This is a genomic window from Bifidobacterium sp. JNUCC 75 (genome assembly GCF_054819865.1).
Map to the genome: position 1 here is coordinate 1716543 of NZ_JBTHIF010000001.1, position 21225 is coordinate 1737767.

Sequence of the window (21225 nt, forward strand, 5' to 3'; positions counted from 1 at the left end):
AGGCAGCCGATGATCCGCGTATCGGTGCTGGGTGCAGGCGGACGCATGGGAACCGAGGTGATGCGTGCTCTGAATGACGCGCAGGATATGCAGACGGCCCTGCTGCTGGGCCCGGATGACGATCCGGCGGCGATCAATCCGAGCAACACGGATGTGGCGGTCGACTTCACCAGCCCCGATGCAGTCCTGGGCAACACCCTGACCTTGATAGGGCAGGGGGTCCACTCCGTCATCGGCACCACCGGCTGGACCAAGGAGCGTCTGGACCAGGTCAAGCAGGCCTTGGACGAGCATCCCGGGCTCAGCGTCTTCATCGCTCCCAACTTCGCCATCTCTGCAGTGCTGGCCGACCGGTTCGCAGCCATGGCGGCCCGCTACTTCGAGTCGGCCGAGGTGATCGAGATGCACCATCCCGATAAGGTCGACGCCCCCTCCGGCACTGCCCTGGGGACCGCTTCCGCCATTGCCGAAGCCCGTCGCCAGGCTGGTATGGGTCCCATGCCCGACGCAACCCAGCAGCCTGATGCATCTAGGGGTCGGGTGGTTGACGGTGTCCACGTCCATGCCGTCCGGCTGCGGGGACTCAACGCGCATGAAGAGGTGCTCATGGGCAACCCCGGCGAGCAGCTGACCATTCGCGCAGACAGCTTCGAGCGTGTCTCCTTCATGCCCGGAGTCCTCCTGGCCGTGCGCCGTGCTGGAAGCATTCCAGGACTGACCGTGGGCCTGGACCACTACCTGTTCTGATATCCGCAAGAGCGTCCCCATCTGCAAGTAGCGTGAAGATATGACCGAGACCGTTACCCATCTGCTTCCTCCTGCACCCTTCGGACGGGTGATCCCCGCCATGATCACGCCTATGAATAAGGACGGATCCGTGGATTATGAGGCTGCCGCCAATCTGGCCCGCACCTTGGTGGCCGATGGGGCCGACGGCATCCTGGTTAACGGCACTACAGGCGAGTCTCCCGTCACCCACATGGAGGAGAAGGTCAACCTGGTCAGGGCCGTCAAGGATGCCGTCGATGTGCCCGTCATCTCCGGAGCGGGATCCAACGACACGGCGCACACGGTACGCATGGTAGAGATGACCCAGGAGGCCGGGGCTGATGCCTTGCTGGTGGTCATGCCCTACTATTCACGCCCCTCCCAGGATGGGGTGGTGGCCCACTTCCGCTCGGTATGCCAGTCGGCTCAGCGACCGATCATTCTTTACGATGTGCCCGGACGGACCGGATTGCACGTCGAGCTGGACACCTACCGGCGCCTGGGCGAGTTGGATGCGATCACCGCCGTCAAGGATGCCACGGGCGACTTGGCCTCCATGCCCCGCAAACGCCAGGAGACCGGCCTGACCTGGTACTCAGGCGATGACGGACTCTACCTGCCCTTCCTGGCCTTGGGCGCGGTCGGCGTCATCTCGGTCATTGCCCATGTGGCATCCGGGCCCATGAAGCGTCTGGCTGACGACTTCGATGCTGGCGATTTGGATGGCGCAAGGGATCTGGCCGTGCGTCTGGATCCGCTGGTCCAGGCTCTGAACGGCCAGGGGCAGCAGGCCGTCATGGCCAAGGCCGCTCTGAAAGCGGCCGGCAGACTGGACCAGACGGCCATGAGGCTGCCCAATCTGGGTCCCGATGAGGACCAGGTGGCTCTTGCCTGCAAGGGCATGAAGGCTGCCGGGCTGATCTGAATCAGTCCTGAAAGCGACGTCGCCCCTGTATAGGCAGGGGCACAGATGATAGAAACACAAGTGACTATGGCAAGAAAACAAGAAGAATCAAACACGACCGGCAAGAGCAGAAGTCGTCGGTCCTCCTCCAAGAATGGCAAGCAGGGGTCAAGCAGGTCCCGGGGCGAATCCCGCAACCGTCGCAACGGCGCCATCGCCCGCGGCAAGGGCACCCAGACCGAGCAGCATCTGGTAGCGCCCCCCAAGTATCGCAAGGGCTCCATGCGCATCGTTCCCTTGGGAGGCCTGGGCGAAATCGGCCGCAACATGAATGTGATCGAGTACAACGGCCACATCCTGCTGATCGACTGCGGCGTGCTCTTCCCCGAAGAGGAGCAGCCGGGTGTGGACCTGATTCTGCCTGACTTCAGCTACATCAAGGACAAGCTGGATCAGGTGGACGCCCTGGTGCTGACCCACGGGCATGAGGACCATATCGGCGGCGTTCCCTACTTGCTCAAGCTGCGTCCGGACATCCCCCTGATCGGATCCAGGCTGACTCTGGGATTCGTCGACGCCAAGTGTGAGGAGCACCATCTCAAGCCCACCAAGGTTGAAGTCAAGGGCCGCGACAAGCTCAAGGTTGGCCCCTTCAACCTGGAGTTCGTGGCGGTCACCCACTCCATTCCCGATGCCTTGGCCGTCTCCGTGCGCACCCCGGCAGGCCACATCATCGACACCGGCGACATGAAGATCGACCCGCTGCCTCTGGATCACCGTCTGACCGATCTGCGCGAGTTCGCCAAGCTTGGCGAGTCCGGCGTGGACCTGCTCATGGTCGATTCCACCAACGCCGAGGTCCCCGGCTTCGTCAAGCCCGAGATCTCCATTGCCCCCGCCCTGGACAAGGCCTTCGCCGAGGCCCAGCGCAAGATCATCGTGGCCTCTTTCTCCAGCCACGTCCACCGGGTGCAGCAGGTGGTCGATGCCGCTCACAAGTTCGGCCGAAAGGTGGTCTTCGCCGGCCGGTCCATGGTCCGCAACATGTCCATTGCCTCCGACCTGGGCTACCTGCACCTGCCCGAGGACACCGTGGTCGACCTCAAGGACGCCCACAGCATCCCCGATGAGAAGATCGTCTACATGTGCACCGGATCCCAGGGCGAGCCCATGGCGGCTCTGGGCCGCATCGCCGACGGGACCCACCGCGACATCACCATCAACGAGTTCGACACGGTCATCCTGGCCAGCTCGCTGATCCCCGGCAACGAGCACGAGGTCTACAAGGTCATCAACAAGCTGGTGCGTCTGGGTGCCAAGGTGGTCAACCGCGACAACGCGGCCATCCACGTCTCCGGCCACTCAGACGAGGGCGAGCTGCTGCACTTCTACAACATCGTGCAGCCCAAATGCGCCATGCCCATCCACGGCGAGAACCGGCACCTGGTGGCCAACGGCCTGATCGCCGTCAAGACCGGCGTGGATCCGCAGAACGTGGTCCTGGCCGAGGATGGCGATGTGGTGGACCTCTACCATGGCCAGGCCGCCGTGGTCGGGTCCGTGCCCTGCGGTTACGTCTATGTGGACGGCGACTCCGTTGGTCAGCTGACCGACGACGAGCTTGAGCAGCGCCGGATTCTGGGCACCGAGGGCTTCGTCTCCGCCTTCGCCGTGGTCGACACCGAGACCAGCAAGGTCGTCTCCGGCCCCAAGCTCTACCTGAACGCCGTGGCCGAGGACGAGAGCGAGTTCAAGTCCATCAACGCCCAGATAGTCGATCAGCTTGAGGATGCCATGTCCAAGGGAACTACCGGCACCTACCAGCTTCAGCAGATGATGCGCCGCACCCTGGGTGGTTGGATCTCACGCAAGCTGCACCGTCGGCCCATGATCGTGCCCGTGGTGGCCGATATCGCCACCGACGTGCAGTCACAGAACTGACCATCGCTTCCTGCAACTGATACCGAAGGCTCCGGCCGTCCATCTGGGCGACCGGAGCCTTCGGTGTTATCAGTAGACAGCAGCGCTTACATGCTCACGATGACCTTGACGTGGTTTCCGTGTCCTCACGCAGCTGGTGGAAGCCCTTGTCCACGATGTCCTTGACCTTGATCCGGTCGGTGATGAAGGTGGACAAGTCGAAGTTCCGGTCATGGATGAGCTTGATGGCATCGGCATGATCGTCGGCGATGGTCTCTACGGTACCCGAGATCTCATGGCCGAAGACCACCGGTAGGGTCTCTCACGTCAGCGGATGGGGATGGTCGGGCGAATTCCCGCTCCCGTTGACCGTTCCGCCATAGTAAAGATGAACATTGGAACCGCAGATGCCGGTGAAGGCGGGATGAATCTTGATGGTTCCCGGCTTGCGCTCAGGCTCGGGCACGTCCTCTAGACGTACAACTTCCTTGCCGTAGTACATCATTGCTTTCAGATCGCATATCCTCTCTGATATGCGTGTAAGACCCTGCACGAACGAAGTTGAATACCCAACATGATATCCCTGCGGGCGGGTGACGCTCTCTCGTTGGAGACTGCCCAATTCCCACGTTACCGCGGGTATTCGGCCAAAGTGATGGGAGTTTCGGCCAGGACCTCGCCGCCCTGGTCGAAGTCGAAGTCGCCCAGCCAATGTCCGAACCTGCTGGGTCCCTTGCCGCACCAAACCACACAGGCGCTGCGGTCAGCCTGTCCGCTCAGCAGACGGTTTGCAGTTCCGGTTACCCTGTCGTTGCCCAGACGGTAGTCCAGGAACTTGCCGTCCCCGTAGTGGCGGGTTACCCGCTGACGCTGCTCCTGGCCCAGCACCCGCCAGGGGTCGGCCGCGCAGAAGACCCTGGCGGGCAGGTCCTGCTCCGCTGCCTGAATCAGGGCCAGGCCTCCACCCAGGCTATGTCCGGTAAAAAGCACCCCGCGGTCGGTTCCCGCCTTGTGCCGGGCCAGGTCAAGCGCTTGCCTGGCCAGGATGCCTGCCTGCTGTGTCTGTCCCGGCTCCCCATTCAGCGGTGGCAGGAAGCAGGTCAGCGCGGCATGGATGTCGTGGCGGGGGTCGTCGCGCAGGTTGGTGCCTGCATAGACCACGACCAAATGGGCATAGTCCGGACCGTTCTCCATGTTCTGGGCGGCAATCATCCCCTCGAAGCCGTTTTCGGGGCAGTAGCGTGAGCGCAGCACCCAGTAGCTGCCCAGGGTCGGATCCTCGAACCAGTGCAGGCCCGGCCGGGTCTTGACGTCCCCTCGACCGATCCCGTAGGAGTACTGGCAGAGCATGTTGAGCTGCTGTGTGGTAAACCCGGTCCGGACTTGCATGACGCTCCCTTTCTGCCATACTCGTGAGGCATGGACCATGAACAACCGCCTTAAGGCCCGACTATTCCCGTCCGGACTGCGCCGTCAGAAAAGAGGGAAACCGTCCCGCTGGCCCGTCGACTGGTGTCCGCATTAGACTTGACATGCCATATCCATACAGGACCTATGCCGATGCCGGTGGGGGCACCGACATCCATGCGCGAAAGGAAATTCATGCCCGGAGCCAATCTGACTCGTGTGGAAGCCGAAGAGCGAGCCGTCGTCGTATCCAATGTCAGCTATAAAGTCAATCTGGACCTGACCAAGGGGCCTGCCACCTTCCCCTCTACCGCCCTGATCGACTTTGATGCCCGGCCGGGGGAGTCCACCTTTGTGGATTTGATTGCCGACCAGGTCAGCCTGATCGAGCTGAACGGCCGGCGTCTTGACCCGGCCCTGGCCTTCCGAGACAACCGGATTGAGCTTAACGACCTGAGCGAGCACAACCAGCTGCGGGTGGAGGCCCTCTGCCGGTATTCGCGCACAGGCGAGGGTCTGCATCGCAGCGTGGATCCCTCGGATGGCAACGTCTACCTCTACTCCCAGTTCGAGGTGCCCGACGCCCGCCGAGTTTACGCAGTCTTCGACCAGCCGGACATCAAGGCCGTCTTCGACTTCACCGTGGATGCCCCCGCATCCTGGACGGTTCTGTCCAACATGCCTCCCGCCTCCCATCAGGCCCTGGACAGCCGCATCGCCGAGGGAACCCTGGAGAACGGCCGTACCGAGGGCGTGACCCGTTGGGTCTTCCAGACCACCCCGGTCATGAGCTCCTACCTGACCGCTTTCGCCGCCGGACCCTACGCCCGTTGGACCAGCGAGTACCATAACGAGGACGGCCGGACCATCCCCATGGGCCTGTACTGCCGCCAGGCGCTGAAGGACTCCCTGGACGGGGATGCCGAATACCTCTTCGACGTGACCAAGAAGGGCTTCGCCTTCTACGCCAAAACCTGGGACCTGCCCTTCCCCTGGGCTAAGTACGACCAGATCTTCGTGCCCGAATACAACGCGGGCGCCATGGAGAACATCGGACTGGTTACCTTCCGTGACTCCTACGTCTTCGAGTCCAAGGCCACCGGGGCCCAGATCAACCGCCGTGTGGAGACCGTCCTGCACGAGCTGGCCCACATGTGGTTCGGCGACCTGGTGACCATGAAGTGGTGGAACGATCTGTGGCTGAACGAGTCCTTCGCCGAGTTCATGTCGACCCTGGCCACCGCCGAGGCCACTGAGTGGACCGACGACTGGGCCACCTTCTGCTCCGGCGAGAAGAGCTGGGCCCTGACCGAGGACCAGCTGCCCACCACCCACCCCGTGGTGGCCCCCATCCGCGACCTGCATGACACCGAGGTCAACTTCGATGGCATCACCTACGCCAAGGGCGGTTCCGTGCTGAAGCAGCTGGTCGCCTACGTGGGCCGTGATCGCTTCTTCCAGGGCATCCACAACTATCTGACGGCCCATGCCCACGGCAACGCCACCCTGAAGGATCTGCTGACCGAGCTGGAGAAGACCAGCGGCCGCGATTTGGGCAACTGGTCCCGTCTTTGGCTTGAGGAGGCCGGCATCACCACCCTGACCAGCCAGGTGCAGACCGACGAGCAGGGGACCATCACCGCCATGCGGATCGACCAGACCGCCCCCGAGGAGCATCCGGTCCTGCGTCCTCACCGCCTGGCTGTGGGCTTCTATGACGAGGACCAGTCCGGCAAGGTGGTGCGTACAGACCGGTTCGAGCTGGATCTGGACGGCCAGGGAGCCGAAGTGCCCCAGGTCGTCGGCAAGAAGCGTCCGGCCCTGATTCTGATCAACGACGACGACCTGACCTACGCCAAGCTGCGTCTGGATCAGGATTCTCTGGAGTATGCCACGCAGAACCTGTACCGGATCGGGGACCGTCTGGCCCGGGCCGTGGTCTGGCTCAGCCTTTGGGACATGACCAGGGATGCGCAGTTCCCTGCTGAGCGCTTCATCAGCCTGAGCTTGAAGGCACTGGCCACCGAGCACCAGTCCACCACCTTCCGCTACGCCCTGTCTCAGATCTCCACGGCCGCCCACCACTTCACCGCCTCCCGTCGCCGTCTGCCCATGCTGCAGCTGGTGGCCAGCACGCTCTGGGATCTGGCCATGAAGGCCCAACCCGGTTCGGACGAGCAGTTCCAGCTGGTCCGCGCCTACCTGGGCTACGGAGACGACGCCGACTTCGAGGACCACGCCCGGGGTCTGCTGAGTGGCGACCTGAAGCTGGAGGGGCTGACCATCGACAACAACACCCGCTGGCTGATCATCCACGCCCTATCCGCCCACGACCTGCTGGCTGACGGCGAGATTGAGCGGGAGTTGGCCGCGAAAGACACCACGGAGAACCGCGAGTTCGCCATGGGAGCCCGGGCTGCACGTCCGACTTCCGAGGCCAAGGCCTGGGCCTGGGATCAGGCTCTGCACAATGAGGATCTGACCAATTCGCAGATCGAGGCCTTGGCCGACGGCTTCTCCGGTTCAGGGGACCAGGAGCTCTTCGCGCCCTACGTGGACCGCTTCTTCGCAGCCGTGGACGAGGTCTGGACCCAGAAGACCTTCCACATTGCGGAGACCCTGCTCAACCCCCTGTCGGCGGGCGGACTCTACCCGACCAAGGCCGACCCGGCCGCCCTGGTCAAGGCGGGCGATGCCTGGCTGGCCGACCATGCTGAGGCCCCCAAGGCCCTGCGTGGGATGATCATCCAGAACACGGAGTCCTCCAGACGCATACTCAAGGTCCGCGAATACAACGAGCATCTGCACTGAGTATTCTGCCCGCCCCGGCCCAAGTAGCGACGGGTCAGGGGCGGGGTCATAATGAATCTGTTGCCTGCATTCAGGATGGTACGTTCGGAGGAGAGCAAATGCCCAGATTATTCGGTACCGATGGTGTACGCGGTTTAGCCAATAGAGACCTGACTGCACAGCTGGCCCTTGATCTGGGCGATGCAGCGGTCCGGGTCCTGGGCCGTGGCGCGGATCGGTCCGCGGGCCGCCGACGGGCCCTGATCGGCCGCGACACCCGGGTCTCCGGGGACTTCCTGGCCTCGGCCCTGGCTGCCGGCATGTCATCGGGCGGTTTCGACGTGATCGACGTGGGCATCATTCCTACTCCGGGCATCGCCTATCTGACCAGTGTGCTGAACGTGGAGATGGGGGCGGTCATCTCCGCCTCCCACAACCCCATGCCGGACAACGGCATCAAGTTCTTCGCCCGGGGCGGGTTCAAGCTCCAGGATTCCAAGGAGGACGACATCGAATCGGTCCTTGGCCAGGACTGGGAGCGCCCGGTGGGAGAGGGCGTGGGCCGCGTCTCCCATGACACGGTGACCGCCACCAACATGTACATCGACCATTTGGTGGAGGCCGTGGCCCCTGTCGCCCCTGACAAGACCCAAACCAAGCCATTGGACGGTCTGCGGATCGTGGCCGACTGCGCCAACGGAGCCACCTCGGTGGTAGCCCCCGAGGCACTGCGCCGGGCTGGTGCGGACGTGGTGGTCATCAATGCCTCGCCCGACGGATACAACATCAACAAACACGCCGGTTCCACCCACCCCGAGCAGCTGCAGGCCATGGTCAAGGCCTCGGACGCGGTCATGGGCGTGGCCTTCGACGGGGATGCCGACCGCTGTCTGGCCGTGGACGAAGAGGGAACCATGGTCAACGGCGATCAGATCATGGGCATTCTGGCCCGCGCCAAGCAGCGTGAGGGCAAGTTGGCCAACGACACCCTGGTGGTCACCGTCATGAGCAACCTGGGACTCAAGTTGGCCCTGAAGCAGATGGGCATCGTCACCGTCCAGACGGCTGTGGGCGACCGCTACGTCCTTGAGGAGATGCTGCGCGGAGGCTATACCCTGGGCGGCGAGCAGTCCGGGCACGTCATCAACCGCGAGTTCGCCACCACGGGCGACGGAACCCTGACTGCCTTGACCCTGGCCAAGGAGGTCGTGCGCTCGGGCAAGAGCCTCAAGGAGCTGGCTGCCGACTTCCCACAGCTGCCCCAGCAGCTGATCAACGTCTCCGGTGTGGACAAGAACGCGGCCCGCACCAATGCCAAGGTCCAGGATGCTGTCGAGGCGGAGGAGCGGATGCTGGGCAGCACCGGCCGGGTCCTGCTGCGGCCCTCGGGCACCGAGCCTCTGGTCAGGGTCATGGTCGAGGCGGCCACCCAGGAGCAGGCCGACCAGGTCTGCCAGCGGCTGGCCTCAGTCGTGGCCGACGAGCTGGCCATCTGAACCGACGACCCAGGAAAGGCGGAATCATCCATGTTCGGCAGAAAGGCGGCCTTCGACGCCGATCTCAATCACCGGGTGGAATCCATGCTGGCCGAGGCCGGCAAAGAAGAGCTCCTGCCTATTGTGCAGATGGGCGAGCCCGTACTTCGTCAGCAGGCCCAGCCCTACAAGGGTCAGCTGGCGGCCAAGACTCTGAACAGGCTGCTCAAGGCTATGCGGGCCACCATGCTTGAGGCACCGGGCGTGGGGTTGGCGGCACCTCAGGTGGGCCTGGGCCTGGCCATCGCCGTCATAGAGGATCATGTCCGCGACGACGAGGATGATCCGCGTCAGATCGACGAACTGCCCTTCAGGGTCATCATCAACCCCTCCTATGAACCTATCGGGCAGGAGACCGCGGCCTTCTACGAGGGGTGCCTGTCCCTGGAAGGATTCCAGGCGGTTCGGCGGCGCTGGCTGGACATCACGGCCAGTTGGGAGGACCGTTCCGGGCGCAAGCACCGCCAGCGCATGCACGGCTGGCCGGCCCGCATCTTCCAGCATGAGACCGATCATCTGTCGGGCGAGGTCTACATCGACAAGGCCGAGATTCGCAGCCTGTCCTCCGACGAGAACCTGAGCGAGTACTGGGCCTACGACCCGGTCCCCACCGAGGCGGCAGAGGAGCTGGGCTTCACCATCTGAATCCTGCGAACCCTCTAAATTCTCTTGACCCTCTGGTCCAGGGCCATAGCCTCTGTCAGCTCCGGACCGTCCCCTTTCAGGGGCGCCACCGGGTGCATGGTCAATGCTTCGGAGGCATGGCGGCCAAACTCCACAGCCTTGGGCAGGATCGCCGTGCCTTCTGTGCCTGGGTCCAGCCAGGAGTTCAGGTTCTCATCAGTGATCAGCAGGGGCATCCGGTCGTGCACGCGGGCGGCCTCCGGCGTGGCTTGTGTCGTCAGGATGGTGGCCGTCAGCAGCCAGGGTTGGCCAGGCCTGGCACGCCACCAGGAGTAGAGTCCGCCGATGTTCAGGGTGTGGCCGTCGGGGGCCTGGAAGTAGTAAGGCTGATGGTCAGGTGTCCACTCGTAGTAGCCGCTTGCCGGAATGATGGCCCTCTGACTCTTGGCCGAGTCCGCGTAGGTCCGCTTGGTCAGGGCGCTTTCCACCCGGGCGTTGTGGGTGGGGTAGGCCATCTGATCGCTTTCGGACCAGGAGGGGACCAGGTTCCAGCGGGCCGGATGCAGGTGCCGCTGCCCATGTCGGTCTTGGGCCACCAGGGCTATGACCGACCCGGGGCTGATGTTCCAAGAGGGCTCGGGCAGTCCCGGAGCCTGCCGGGCACCGTAGTGTTGGGCCAGACTTGAGTAGTCCAGATCAGCCGCGAATCGTCCACACATGAAGCCCATTCTATGGATGCTTGGAGTCCCCGTCGAGGAAACGCCGGAGGCCTTTTTCCGGGCAAGTCTAAATGCTGATTGACCCCTCTTTCCTGCTAGCATGAAGGTGGTCTGCGGCAGCGGTGCATACATTGAGGATGGCCGTGGCCACAGCGGAATATTCAACGTTGTTTTTGCCCTGCCTGGCATGAGGCCGGCGGCGGCATGGTGATTAGGAGATGGTTTATGCCTCAGAAGATCAAGGCGTCGATTGCCTATGGCATCGGCAAGGGGTTTGCCCAGCCCGAGGAGATCATCATTGATGACCCCATTGGCGCGGAGGTCCTGGTGGACGTGCAGGCCTCGGGTCTGTGCCATTCGGATCTGCATCTGGTCGAGGATGACGACAAGTTCTTCCCCTTCCCGGCTGTGATCGGCCATGAGATCTCGGGCATCGTCGAGGCCGTGGGCCCCGAGGTGTCCGGCATCAAGGTGGGCGACCATGTGGTGGCCTCCCTGGAGCAGGTCTGTGGACACTGCGCCAATTGCCTCAAGGGTCAGCCCCAATCCTGCACCCAGCAGCAGGAGTGCGTGCGCGGCGCGGGGGAGAAGCCCCGTCTGTCCTTCCCCGATGGTCGGCCCATCACCCAGGCCTTCGGCACCGGCGGCTTTGCCGAGAAGGCCCTGATTCACGAGAACCAGCTGGCTGTGGTCAACAACCAGGTCAAGTGGGATGAGGCCGCCTGCATCGGTTGCGCCACCATCACCGGAGCCGGAGCGGCCATCAACACCGCCCATGTGCGTCCCGGCGACACCGTGGCCGTCATCGGCACCGGCGGCATCGGCCTGAACATCATTTCGGGAGCCCGGATTTGCGGTGCCAAGCGGATCATCGCCATCGACCTGCTGGACAACAAGCTGGAGTTTGCCCGCAAGTTCGGCGCCACCGACGTCATCAACTCCAAGAACGAGGATCCTGTGGCCAAGGTGCGCGAGCTGACCGACGGCGGCGTGGACCAGGCTTTCGAGGCCATCGGTCTGCCCGTCACCATGAAGCAGGCCTGGGACATGCTGGGCGTGGGCGGCACTGCTTACCCGATCGGCCTGACCAAGCCGGATGCCACGGTCTCCCTGGAGATCAACCCCGCCGACCTGCTGGTCCACCAGCGTGGCTTCAAGGGCGTGTGGATGGGCTCCACCAACATCAAGCACGACATCCCCATGTATGCTGACTTCGCTGTGGACGGGCGGCTGAACATGCATGACATTGTCAGCCAGCACATCAAGCTGAGCCAGATCGATGAGGCCTACAAGCAGCTGGTCAACGGCGAGGTCATCCGTTCGGTCATCACCGAATTCGACTGATTCCTTTCAGCTGTCCGGCATTACTGCTGATGATTGTGCCGAACAGGAGTTCTGACAGGGGTTCTGATTATCAGGGGTTCCGGGTGCATAAGACATCCGGAGCCCCTTTCGTGTTCTGCTAATCCGAGAGCCGGATCAGGCCAGGAGCCTGCCGATGTTCTCGGCCACTGCGGCAAGGTTCTCGGCGGCTTTGGCCATGGCCTCCTCAAGGCTGACGGGCCCGGGGCTGATACTGAAGATGGCATCGATGCCCACTTTGTAGAGCTCTTCGGTACCTGCACCCACGTTCCCTGCCAGGGCGATGACCTTGCAGCCAGGGGAGGACTCCTTGACGGCCTGGGCTGTGCCCATGGGGGTCTTGCCGAAACCGGTCTGGAAATCGATGCCGCCCTCGCCGGTGAAGCAGAGGTCGGCGCCGCGGGCCAGCTCCTTAAGGCGTGTGGTCTCTACGACAATATTGACGCCTGAGGCCATAACGGCCGGAGTGAAGGCCAGGAATCCTGCGCCCAGACCTCCGGCGGCCCCTGCCCCCGGTTTGGTCTCCACCTCCCGGTGCAGGTCCTTGCGGATGACGGCTGCATAGTGGCCCAGGGCCGCATCCAAGGTGGCCACCATGGATGGGTCCGCCCCCTTTTGCGGCCCGAAGACGGCAGAGGCTCCTTCGGGACCGGTCAGGGGGTTGGTCACGTCCGAGGCCAGACGAATGCGGGTGCTTGCAAGTCTGGGATCCAACCCGGAGACGTCGATTCGGTCCAGTCGAGCCAGTGCAGCTCCTCCCTGACTTAATTCTCGTCCGTCAGCATCCAGCAGCCGGGCACCCAGGGCCTGGGCCATGCCGGCACCGCCGTCGTTGGTGGCCGAACCGCCGAGGCCGACGATGATCTCCTGCGCGCCCTGGTCCAGGGCTTTGCTGATCAGCTCGCCCGTACCGTAGGTGGTGGTGACCAGCGGATCTCGGGTCTGTTCATCGACGAACTGGATGCCGCTGGCCGCAGCCATCTCGATGGCGGCCGTTCGCCCGTCGCCCAAAATGCCGTAGCTGGCGTCCACGGTCTGGCCCAGGGGTCCGGTGACTTGGGTCTGGATCATATGGCCTCCGGTGGCATCGACCAGGGACTGGACCGTGCCCTCACCGCCGTCGGCCATGGGCACCAGGACCATTTCGGCCTTGAGGGGGCTGCGTTGCAATCCGCGTTCAATGGCTTTTGCAGCCTCCTTGGCGGTCAGGCTGCCCTTGAAGGAGTCGGGTGCAATGATGATTTTCATGGTTGTTACCTTTCCTGACTCGTCGACTTAGAAGACCAGATAGACCAGCATGGCCACCAGGGTCATGGTCAGGCCTACCAGGAACTCAAAGGGGACGACCTTCATCCGCTCGCCCAGGGTCATGTTGATGGACTTGGCGGTGACGTGGAAGTAGTTGCCGTGGGGCAGCTGGTCGATGACCGTGGCGCCCGCCTGCATGGTGACGGCGGCAGCTACCCCCGAGGTGCCAAAGGCCAGGATGGACTTGCCGAATGAGCTGCTGCCCAGGATGACGCCCGTGGATGTGGAGGCCGTGGCGGCGGCCATGAGGATGCCGGCGATGGGGGCCAGCATGGACCCGGGCACGCCCATGGCATGGATGAGGTTGACGATCTGCTTGGGCAGGTCGGAGCTGGTGATCAGCCCGCCCAGGGCTCCGGCTCCGATCAGGATGAGGACCACATCAACCATGCGCTGCAGACCGGCACTGGTGTATGTGAGGATTTTGCCGCCTTGCCCCATGGCCAGCAGGCCCAGGATGGATGCCAGGGGCAGGATGTACATGGCATCCACCTGGAACCGCTCCAGCAGGCCGATGTGCAGAATGGAACCCACGGGGTTGAGCAGGAGCAGGACCACGGCGGTGATGGGAGCCACCAGTGAGCGTCCCAAGGAGGGCAGGTCCTTGTCCTTGGAGGCTTTAGCCGCATCCTCGCCAAGGTCGTCCATGGTGACGATCCGCCCGCGATGCTGCATGATGGTGGCCAGCAGGACGGCCATGGCCAGTCCGCATAGAGCCGGGATGAAGCTGCCGATCATGACAGCCGAGGGCTGTATGTGGAACCCTGAGGCCACCGCGATGGTGTTGGGATTGGGGGAGATGATGTTGCCGGCCTTGCCTCCGCCAGACAGGGCGATCAGCAAAGCCAGCTTGGAGATCTTGAGTCGGCTGCCGACCTCGATGGCGATGGGTGCCACAATCAGAACGGCCACGGGAATGAAGACCCCGACGGCGCAGATGATCATGGTGGCCAGGGCCAGGGAGAGGATGGCCAAGCGCTCGCCCAGGCCGTCCACTATGGCTCGGGCTATCCGGTTGGCCGCGCCGGACTCCATCATGACTCCCGCCAGCACTCCAGCAGCCAGGACCCGGATAACCGTGCCCATGACGCTCTGGGAGCCGGCCACCACGATGTTGACGGTCTGGCCCAGGGAGGCGCCACCGATCAGGCATCCTACGATGGCTCCCAGCATGAGTGCGTAGGTGGTGTTGAGCTTCTTGAGAATGAGGATAATGGCCAGGGCCAGGCCCAGCAGGGCGGCCCACCATGACAGGGTAATGTCCATGTCAGTTCCTTTGATCCGTAACTTGTGCCAGGGACCAGGGTTGGCATCGTCGTAGCTGCCAGACCAGTAACAGTCCCATGATTTTTCTCACTTCCATTGTGGCTCTGTTTTGCTCTTTTTGCCAGGGCTCCCATACTCGAAAAGGGATGGATGGCGTTGGCAAAAATGGTTCATGTACCATGTCCGTAGGGAGGCAAGCCATGACCATAGATCCTGCGACGGCGCAGACAATCGTCGACAATCTCAAGGATGTAATCGAGTACAACATCAACTTTTTCGACACCGAAGGAACTATGGTGGCCAGCACTGATGCTTCGCGCATAGGCAGCTTCCATGACGCGGCCCGTCAGGCGGCCGTTGACTGCCAGACCGTTGCCGTGGATCGTCGGCATCCTTATCAGGGAGCCCGTGACGGTGTCAACGTGCCGGTGGTGCTCAACGATGCGGTGGTGGCGGTCATCGGAATCACTGGACCAGTGAACAAGGTGGGCGCTCTGGGCGGGATCATCGAGCGCATGACCGAGCTCATGCTCTGCGCCAGCATGGAGCAGATCGCCCGATTCAACCGGCGGATCATGACCACCAACCTGGTCAACCTGCTGACCCTGGAGCACAAGGACGACGAATTGATGAACGCTCTGGCCCTGGCCCTCGACCTGAATCTGTCGGGTCCACGGCTGGCTCTGGTCGGCCGGGCGCCAGGCATCCGGCTGGAAAGGCTCAACCAGGATCGACTCTACGAGAGGCTCTGCCAGACATGTCTGTCTTTCGGGGTTCCCCTCTTCGCTGTGAGTCCAAGGGACTTTCGCATCTATGCGCCGCGGATGGGGGATGCCGAGCTTGATGAATTCGTGACTGCTCTGCGCAAGGCCCTTGGTCAGGCAGTAGGCTCCAAGGTGGTGCTGGGTGCGGGAATGATTCAGGCGAATCCGGGCCAGTACTGGCACAGCTACCGGCAGGCCTGCGTCGCTGCGCGCTGGGCCGGGTTCACTGCCGATGACCAGCGGTATCGGTACGAACAGATGGGCGCGGGGCTACTGATCACCTCACTGTCCACCGAGCAATGCCGGGCCTTTGTGGAGCAGGTCTTTGCGGGTCTGGCGCCGGATCGTGTCGATCGGTTTGAGAGTGTTTTCAGCGCCTATACCCGTCACAATGGCAGCATCACCCACGCCGCCCAAGAGCTTTTCATCCACAAGAACACCATGCAGAACCGGTTGGATGCCCTGGCCAGAGAGACAGGCTACAACCCCCGTCGCCTGAGCGATTATCCCATCCTGGCCACGGCCTTCGAACTTCGCAAATACCTGGCCTACAAGGATATTCCCGACGAAAGCGCCGAGTTGAGTGGCAATACTGAGACCCCTGGTCAGTTTGGTGGATGAACTAGGCCGAACTAGGCCCGACTAGACTCTGTGTTCTAATCCTCTGCCGTCTGATTATCTGCGGAAAGCTGCTTCAGTTCGGCGCGGACTTTCTGGAGTTTGGCGAAGGCTGTGTTGCGGTCCTGGGTGGTTTTGGCCCGGCCGTGGTCTCCGGTCAACTTGGCTTCCTGGGCCTTGAGCAGGTCGATGCGCTCGCGGATGGCGAGTCGGCTGTCCAGATCTTTGCCGTCAGTCTGGTCCAGGGTCACCTGGGCACAGAGGCTGTCCCAGAGCTGGTCCATATCGTCGCCGGCCAGGGCCAGGTTGGTCTGATCAGCAGGACGGGGTCTGCCCAGGTGGAGCGCATGCCTGGTCTCATGACCGGCTTTGGTGGGCAGGGCCCGGCGGACGGCCGGCGTGCAGACGAGCCCCTTTTCACCCTGGTGAATGGTGATGAAAACCATGCCTGAGGAGCGCATGGCGGCGATATGTTCCAGCACGTCCTCCGGTACATCGGGGGTCTTCAGCCCGATGGCCATGACCAGCACCTCATGGCAGTGTGCGCCGTCCGTCACAGGAATGGTTCCGGGCCGCAGCAGGGCCAGCATGACGATCTTGTCGACGCTGGTGGAGAAGTGCTGACGCAGCCGTGAGGAGACGGGCGGTCGCGTGGTGAAGGCCCTTATGGGCAGTTCACCTTTGGCTGCTGGAATGGCGGTGGTGGGCGGCAGGCCCAGGGAGAGCGCGGATACGCCTTCGTAGGTTGCGATTGTCATCCTTGGCCTTTCTGTCGCTGTTGCCGTCATTCTACCGGCAGGAGCGCGATCAGGGGCAAGAGTGTCCGTTTGCCGGCATGTATATTAGCTGTAAACCCGGAAGAGCGGATGCGGGAGCTGAACGAGCTGCAGACATGCGCAAGATCTGTGGGTTGGAATGATGAGGGCTGAATGATGAGCAAAGATGCAAAGATGACTGTAACCGATAAGGAACGCGAACTTTTAGAGGGCTGGACCGAGGTCGATGGCGATCTTGATGGCTGCAGTCCGGATGTGGCTCAGGTCGTTCTGGGCTCCCGGCTGGCCAGCGGGCGCGTGGATGCTCCCCGCTCCCGTCACTGGCAGGTACCCGAGGGGGTGGACTGCCTGAACGACATCGCCTATGTGGACGATGGTCTGCGCGCCCACAAGCTGGATCTGTACCTTCCTCATGATGCCCTGCTGCGCTACGGCAAGGTGACCCCGGTCTACATCGACATCCACGGCGGCGGGTTCATGTACGGCTACAAGGAACTCAACCGGAACTTCTGCACCCACCTGGCCCAGCGCGGCTTTGCGGTCTTCTCGGTCAACTACCGGCTGATTCCCAGTACGGACTTCATGGGCCAGCTGGGTGACGTGCTGACGGCCCTGACCTGGATAAAGAACCACCTGGACGAGTATCCGGTTTCGCCTGATCGGATCTTTCTGACGGGAGACTCGGCCGGAGGCACGCTGGCCCTCTATACGCTGGCAGTGGAGTCCGATGACCAATTCGCGCAGATGCTGGGGCTGAAACCTGCCGGTCTGCGGCCTCGGGGCGCTGCCTTCGTTTCAGGGCTTTTCGATCTGGCTCCTTACGTATCGGTGGATACGGAAGACCGCCAACCATCCAGTTCACCCACCGATGACCTGGCCATGGTTGCTCCATCCTTCTTCAGAAGCTTTGTGCATGCTGGGGGCGACCAGGCGGCCGACCTGACGACCATGGTCGACATGGTCCACCTGCCGCCGGTCTTCCTGAACACCAGTGCCGACGATTTTCTACAGGGCGACGCTCTGAAGCTGGCCGAGATTCTGTGCAGGAAGGGCCGCGACTTCGAGCTGCACGACCCGAGGCCCAACCGTCTGCAGACCCTGGGACACGTCTATCCGGTGGCCATGACCTGGCTAGAGGAGAGCCGACAGACCCTGGACCAGATTCGCGATTTCTCCTACGATCTGATTTGAGCCTTTCTGCGCGCCCGGTTCATCCGATCGCTGGCTATGATGGGTAGAGAAAGGTGGGCATCGATGGCGCAAGGCCCCCGGTGTCTGCACAGCCGCTTATAGAGGAGTGATTCATGGACGAGAAGACCTTGGTAGAGAAGCTGAGCAACCTGGAGACCATCGACCAGCTGGTTGACCTGTCCAAGGAAATCGGCCAGCCCCTGTCATACAACGACGCGGACCAGCTCTTCGGCAGGATTAACCAGTGCAAGAATGATGTCGCACAGCTGGGCGGCGACACCATCGCCAAGCTGGCCAAGCAGGTCTTCAACATCTGAGGCATCAAAATTTGAGGTATCAGATTCCATGAGGGCGGGCCGGTATCCAGCTCCGCCCTCTTCTTATGTCTGGTCTCATGCCCGGGCCCGGGCCTCTGCCTGGTTCGGTTGGCCGTGGCGGATCAGATGGGCCGGGCTGTCATGCAGGAAGCAGGCCAGCAGGGCCAGGGCGGTCATCAGTTGCAGATTGTGTCGTCGTCCTCGAATTGCGGCTTCGGGTTCCCCTTTCGCCAGATCATCCGGGCAGAATCAGGGTAATCATAGGCACCTGGGGGAGTGGCCCGTCGGTCCGGCTCGCCATGGTGAACCAGGGAATCGCCCGAAAAACCAGCTTCTGGATTCGCTATCCAGGCCCTGGTTGCCGGCTACATGAACATCTGAGGATATTGTCCACGACTTGCGCCTGTCATGGGCAGCGAAACTGCTCAATTTCGCATATGATAAACAAGCATCCACCACAAGGACATCGTGGATGTATAAGGCCATGGTTCCATACAGCCATGGCAATGAAAGGAAACATTGTATGCGTAAGCTGATTCTCGATCTGGACACTGGTGTCGACGACACTCTGGCCATCTCCTATGCCTTGGGCAGCCCTGAAGTTGAGCTGATCGGCATAACGGGCACCTATGGCAACGTGCTGCTGGAGCAGGGCATCCGCAACGATCTGGCCATCACCGATCTGCTGGGCCACCCCGAGGTCAAGGTCTATCCGGGTCTGTCCCACGCATCCAAGGCGGACTCTTTCAAGGTGCTGCCTGTCTCCGCCTTTATCCACGGAGAGAACGGCATCGGCGACGTAGCCATACCTGACTCCGACCGCAAGGCGGAGACGCAGTCGGCCGTGGACTTCATCATCGAAGCGGTCAATACCTACGGCAAGGATCTGGTCTACGTGCCCACCGGCCCCATGACCAACATCGCTGCTGCCCTGGCCAAGGAGCCTGATATTGCCCAGCGCATCGGCTCCATCGTGCTCATGGGCGGGGCTCTGACCGTGCCGGGCAATGTTGATGCCTGGCAAGAGGCCAATATCTCCCAGGATCCGGACGCGGCCGACGTGCTTTTCCGCTCCGGTGCGCCCGTGACCATGGTCGGCCTGGACGTGACGCTACAGACCCTGCTCACCTACAAGGAGACCGCCCGCTGGCGGCAGCTGGGTACTGCTGCAGGCACCTTCCTGGCGGATATGACCGACTTCTACATCAAGGCCTACGAGACCACCTCGCCCCACCTGGGTGGTTGCGGCCTGCACGATCCACTGGCCGTGGGCGTGGCCGTGGATCCGACCCTGGTGACCACCCTGCCCATGAACATGAAGGTGGAGACCGAAGGGGCCACTCGCGGGCGCACCATCGGTGACGAGCAGCGGCTCAACGACCCGAATAAGACCATGCGCGTGGCCGTCGGCGTGGACGTGCCCCGTTTCCTGGACGAGTTCATGACCCGCATCACGAAGCTGGCCTCCCAGGCTGACTGAGGTCCGCCGTCCCCGGCAAGTTCACGCAAGAGAAAGAGAATTGAAGGCATCATGTCCGAAAAGCAATCCACCGAGGATTCGACAGCCGTACGATCGCTGATCCTGCTGCTGATTACCTTCGTCCTGGGCACCCTGTGCCTGCAAGGCTTCAACCTGGTCTTCCAGCAGGTCGGCAAGGACGCCGGCGCTCCCGACCAGGCCTCGCTGATCACGGCCCTGCCCAGCATCGTCCTGGGCATCGTCTGCTTCATCTACGGGTCCCTGGGCGACTTCGTATCCCTGCGCAAGCTGGTCACCTTCGGCCTGTGCATACTGTTCGTCGGGTCCGTGTATGGGTACGTGGCCAACACGATCATGGCCCCCAACATCTGGAATGTGATTGCGGCCCGGCTGCTGCAGACTGCGGGTGAGCAGGTGGCTGGCTCGGCCTACCTGGTCGTGGCCACCAAGTATCTCAAGCCCTCCCTGAAGGTGATCTTCTTCGGCATCTTCACGGCAGGCTACCAGGTGTCTGCAGCCATCGGCATCTTCGCCGCCGGCCTGCTCAGCTCCATAGCCTGGCAGTACCTCTTCCTGATTCCCGCGGTCACCATCATCTTCCTGCCCATCCTGCTCAAGAGCCTGCCAACCGGCGGCGGCAACGGTGAGAAGGTGGACTGGCTGGGCTTCGTCATCTTCGGACTGGCCACGGCCCTGCTGACCCTCTTCTTCTCTTACACGGCATGGTGGCTGCTGGCGGCCTCCGCTGTCTGCTACCTGATCTTCGCCCTGTACATCAGCCGGGCCCGGAGCCCCTTCATCACCCCGGACTTCTTCCGCAACAAGCGCTGGCTGATGGGCATCGGGCTGATCCTGATCTTCTACTTCATGAACTACTGCATGTCGCCCATCTTCAACGCCATCGGGCGTGACGTTTACAAGGTGTCGACCACCACGGTCTCACTGCATGTGGTCTGGGCCTTCCTGGTGGCCGCTGTGCTGGGCACCACCTCGGGCGCCATCGTGGACAGGATCGGCCGCAAGCCCGCCATCATCATCGCCGCTTGCCTGATGATTCTGGGCTTCGCAGGGTCCGCACTGGTGGTCAACTCCGGTCTGCTCGCCCTAACACTGACTGCCTGCGTCTACTATGCCGGGGTCGGACTGATGTATTCGCCCATCGTCTCCACCGTGCTTGACACCCTGCCTCAGGACCAGTCGGGCCGCGGCGTGGGCATGAACGATCTGGTCATGAACGTGACCGGCTCCATCGGAATCGCCATCATCGGCGGTCTGATGGGCAAGCCCAGCCTGGAGGGCTTCAGCATCATGGGCGCCACTGGTCCGGCTGCCAATTACAGCAACCTGCTGCTGATCGGGGCTGCTGTGTCCATGCTGGGCCTGGTTGTGTATTTGATCTGCAAGAAGACCATCTACGCCACGACTGCAGACCAGCAGTAGAACAGTTGTAGGCGACCGTCCGAGCGTGTAAAGAGG

The 21225-nt window shown here is 62.5% G+C and carries 19 protein-coding genes; 12 read left to right on the plus strand and 7 right to left on the minus strand.

Features of this window, described 5'->3' with window-relative positions; all coding sequences use genetic code 11:
• The first annotated feature begins 9 nt into the window (after positions 1-9).
• The 3 genes from dapB (at position 10) to ACVWNW_RS06915 (ending at position 3613) form a co-directional block, all read left to right on the plus strand.
• A complete protein-coding gene (dapB, locus tag ACVWNW_RS06905) occupies positions 10-747 on the plus strand; it encodes a 4-hydroxy-tetrahydrodipicolinate reductase (RefSeq protein WP_454481890.1) in 738 nt (245 codons plus the stop codon).
• A gap of 40 nt (positions 748-787) precedes the next feature.
• Entirely contained in the window at positions 788-1693 is a 906-nt protein-coding gene (dapA, locus tag ACVWNW_RS06910) for a 4-hydroxy-tetrahydrodipicolinate synthase (RefSeq protein ID WP_454481892.1), read from the plus strand.
• A gap of 66 nt (positions 1694-1759) precedes the next feature.
• The gene (locus ACVWNW_RS06915) at positions 1760-3613 is read left to right on the plus strand and encodes a ribonuclease J (RefSeq protein ID WP_454483422.1); all 1854 of its coding nucleotides are present in this window, start codon (positions 1760-1762) and stop codon (positions 3611-3613) included.
• 94 nt (positions 3614-3707) lie between these two features.
• Here the strand turns inward: ACVWNW_RS06915 and ACVWNW_RS06920 are convergent, their stop codons facing one another.
• From ACVWNW_RS06920 to ACVWNW_RS06930, 3 genes are all read right to left on the minus strand, one after another.
• Entirely contained in the window at positions 3708-3902 is a 195-nt protein-coding gene (locus ACVWNW_RS06920) for a hypothetical protein (RefSeq protein WP_454481894.1), read from the minus strand.
• Positions 3903-3914: 12 nt separating this feature from the next.
• Positions 3915-4094 carry a hypothetical protein gene (locus tag ACVWNW_RS06925; RefSeq protein ID WP_454481896.1) on the minus strand — a complete coding sequence of 60 codons (180 nt, stop codon included), beginning with the start codon at positions 4092-4094 and terminating at the stop codon, positions 3915-3917.
• 128 nt (positions 4095-4222) lie between these two features.
• Positions 4223-4981, minus strand: coding sequence for a hypothetical protein (locus ACVWNW_RS06930; protein ID WP_454481898.1), 759 nt, complete (start codon positions 4979-4981; stop codon positions 4223-4225).
• A 213-nt stretch (positions 4982-5194) separates the two neighbouring features.
• Here ACVWNW_RS06930 and pepN point away from each other — a divergent pair, with 213 nt between their 5' ends.
• The 3 genes from pepN (at position 5195) to ACVWNW_RS06945 (ending at position 9969) form a co-directional block, all read left to right on the plus strand.
• Positions 5195-7810 carry an aminopeptidase N gene (gene pepN / locus ACVWNW_RS06935; RefSeq protein ID WP_454481900.1) on the plus strand — a complete coding sequence of 872 codons (2616 nt, stop codon included), beginning with the start codon at positions 5195-5197 and terminating at the stop codon, positions 7808-7810.
• A 98-nt stretch (positions 7811-7908) separates the two neighbouring features.
• Positions 7909-9285 carry a phosphoglucosamine mutase gene (gene glmM, locus ACVWNW_RS06940; RefSeq protein ID WP_110424962.1) on the plus strand — a complete coding sequence of 459 codons (1377 nt, stop codon included), beginning with the start codon at positions 7909-7911 and terminating at the stop codon, positions 9283-9285.
• 30 nt (positions 9286-9315) lie between these two features.
• Complete coding sequence (locus ACVWNW_RS06945) at positions 9316-9969, plus strand: peptide deformylase (protein ID WP_046322572.1); 654 nt, start codon at positions 9316-9318, stop codon at positions 9967-9969.
• A 14-nt stretch (positions 9970-9983) separates the two neighbouring features.
• On the opposite strand, the gene ACVWNW_RS06950 is transcribed toward ACVWNW_RS06945, so the two are convergent.
• A complete protein-coding gene (locus tag ACVWNW_RS06950; RefSeq protein ID WP_454481903.1) occupies positions 9984-10667 on the minus strand; it encodes an SOS response-associated peptidase in 684 nt (227 codons plus the stop codon).
• 225 nt (positions 10668-10892) lie between these two features.
• Here ACVWNW_RS06950 and ACVWNW_RS06955 point away from each other — a divergent pair, with 225 nt between their 5' ends.
• A complete protein-coding gene (locus tag ACVWNW_RS06955; protein ID WP_052323105.1) occupies positions 10893-12011 on the plus strand; it encodes a zinc-binding dehydrogenase in 1119 nt (372 codons plus the stop codon).
• 135 nt (positions 12012-12146) lie between these two features.
• Here ACVWNW_RS06955 and ACVWNW_RS06960 read toward each other — a convergent pair whose 3' ends face one another.
• Positions 12147-13277, minus strand: coding sequence for a glycerate kinase (locus ACVWNW_RS06960; protein WP_454481905.1), 1131 nt, complete (start codon positions 13275-13277; stop codon positions 12147-12149).
• A 27-nt stretch (positions 13278-13304) separates the two neighbouring features.
• Positions 13305-14603 (minus strand): GntP family permease, encoded by a 1299-nt coding sequence (locus ACVWNW_RS06965; RefSeq protein ID WP_454481907.1) that lies wholly within the window; start codon positions 14601-14603, stop codon positions 13305-13307.
• 200 nt (positions 14604-14803) lie between these two features.
• Here ACVWNW_RS06965 and ACVWNW_RS06970 point away from each other — a divergent pair, with 200 nt between their 5' ends.
• Positions 14804-15988 (plus strand): CdaR family transcriptional regulator, encoded by a 1185-nt coding sequence (locus tag ACVWNW_RS06970; RefSeq protein WP_186363851.1) that lies wholly within the window; start codon positions 14804-14806, stop codon positions 15986-15988.
• Positions 15989-16023: 35 nt separating this feature from the next.
• Here ACVWNW_RS06970 and ACVWNW_RS06975 read toward each other — a convergent pair whose 3' ends face one another.
• On the minus strand, positions 16024-16743 hold the full coding sequence (locus ACVWNW_RS06975) for a DUF4391 domain-containing protein (RefSeq protein WP_186363852.1): 720 nt from the start codon (positions 16741-16743) through the stop codon (positions 16024-16026).
• A gap of 174 nt (positions 16744-16917) precedes the next feature.
• Between ACVWNW_RS06975 and ACVWNW_RS06980 the strand changes: the two genes are divergently transcribed.
• From ACVWNW_RS06980 to ACVWNW_RS06995, 4 genes are all read left to right on the plus strand, one after another.
• Positions 16918-17952, plus strand: coding sequence for an alpha/beta hydrolase (locus tag ACVWNW_RS06980; RefSeq protein WP_461196349.1), 1035 nt, complete (start codon positions 16918-16920; stop codon positions 17950-17952).
• A gap of 113 nt (positions 17953-18065) precedes the next feature.
• Positions 18066-18269, plus strand: coding sequence for a hypothetical protein (locus tag ACVWNW_RS06985; protein WP_015021464.1), 204 nt, complete (start codon positions 18066-18068; stop codon positions 18267-18269).
• A gap of 523 nt (positions 18270-18792) precedes the next feature.
• Positions 18793-19749 (plus strand): nucleoside hydrolase, encoded by a 957-nt coding sequence (locus ACVWNW_RS06990; RefSeq protein ID WP_198229531.1) that lies wholly within the window; start codon positions 18793-18795, stop codon positions 19747-19749.
• A 51-nt stretch (positions 19750-19800) separates the two neighbouring features.
• Positions 19801-21189, plus strand: coding sequence for an MFS transporter (locus ACVWNW_RS06995; protein WP_454481913.1), 1389 nt, complete (start codon positions 19801-19803; stop codon positions 21187-21189).
• Positions 21190-21225 lie beyond the last annotated feature (36 nt).

What these genes read in the sequence shown, in the direction of transcription:
- ACVWNW_RS06990 (WP_198229531.1), top strand. Translation starts at nt 18,793, where the DNA reads ATGCGTAAGCTGATTCTCGATCTGGACACTGGTGTCGACGACACTCTG.
- dapB (WP_454481890.1), top strand. Translation starts at nt 10, where the DNA reads ATGATCCGCGTATCGGTGCTGGGTGCAGGCGGACGCATGGGAACCGAG.
- ACVWNW_RS06945 (WP_046322572.1), top strand. Translation starts at nt 9,316, where the DNA reads ATGTTCGGCAGAAAGGCGGCCTTCGACGCCGATCTCAATCACCGGGTG.
- ACVWNW_RS06915 (WP_454483422.1), top strand. Translation starts at nt 1,760, where the DNA reads ATGGCAAGAAAACAAGAAGAATCAAACACGACCGGCAAGAGCAGAAGT.
- ACVWNW_RS06980 (WP_461196349.1), top strand. Translation starts at nt 16,918, where the DNA reads ATGAGCAAAGATGCAAAGATGACTGTAACCGATAAGGAACGCGAACTT.
- ACVWNW_RS06930 (WP_454481898.1), bottom strand. Translation starts at nt 4,981, where the DNA reads ATGCAAGTCCGGACCGGGTTTACCACACAGCAGCTCAACATGCTCTGC.
- ACVWNW_RS06965 (WP_454481907.1), bottom strand. Translation starts at nt 14,603, where the DNA reads ATGGACATTACCCTGTCATGGTGGGCCGCCCTGCTGGGCCTGGCCCTG.
- ACVWNW_RS06955 (WP_052323105.1), top strand. Translation starts at nt 10,893, where the DNA reads ATGCCTCAGAAGATCAAGGCGTCGATTGCCTATGGCATCGGCAAGGGG.
- ACVWNW_RS06960 (WP_454481905.1), bottom strand. Translation starts at nt 13,277, where the DNA reads ATGAAAATCATCATTGCACCCGACTCCTTCAAGGGCAGCCTGACCGCC.
- glmM (WP_110424962.1), top strand. Translation starts at nt 7,909, where the DNA reads ATGCCCAGATTATTCGGTACCGATGGTGTACGCGGTTTAGCCAATAGA.
- ACVWNW_RS06925 (WP_454481896.1), bottom strand. Translation starts at nt 4,094, where the DNA reads ATGTACTACGGCAAGGAAGTTGTACGTCTAGAGGACGTGCCCGAGCCT.
- pepN (WP_454481900.1), top strand. Translation starts at nt 5,195, where the DNA reads ATGCCCGGAGCCAATCTGACTCGTGTGGAAGCCGAAGAGCGAGCCGTC.
- ACVWNW_RS06975 (WP_186363852.1), bottom strand. Translation starts at nt 16,743, where the DNA reads ATGACAATCGCAACCTACGAAGGCGTATCCGCGCTCTCCCTGGGCCTG.
- ACVWNW_RS06995 (WP_454481913.1), top strand. Translation starts at nt 19,801, where the DNA reads ATGTCCGAAAAGCAATCCACCGAGGATTCGACAGCCGTACGATCGCTG.
- ACVWNW_RS06970 (WP_186363851.1), top strand. Translation starts at nt 14,804, where the DNA reads ATGACCATAGATCCTGCGACGGCGCAGACAATCGTCGACAATCTCAAG.
- ACVWNW_RS06985 (WP_015021464.1), top strand. Translation starts at nt 18,066, where the DNA reads ATGGACGAGAAGACCTTGGTAGAGAAGCTGAGCAACCTGGAGACCATC.
- dapA (WP_454481892.1), top strand. Translation starts at nt 788, where the DNA reads ATGACCGAGACCGTTACCCATCTGCTTCCTCCTGCACCCTTCGGACGG.
- ACVWNW_RS06950 (WP_454481903.1), bottom strand. Translation starts at nt 10,667, where the DNA reads ATGTGTGGACGATTCGCGGCTGATCTGGACTACTCAAGTCTGGCCCAA.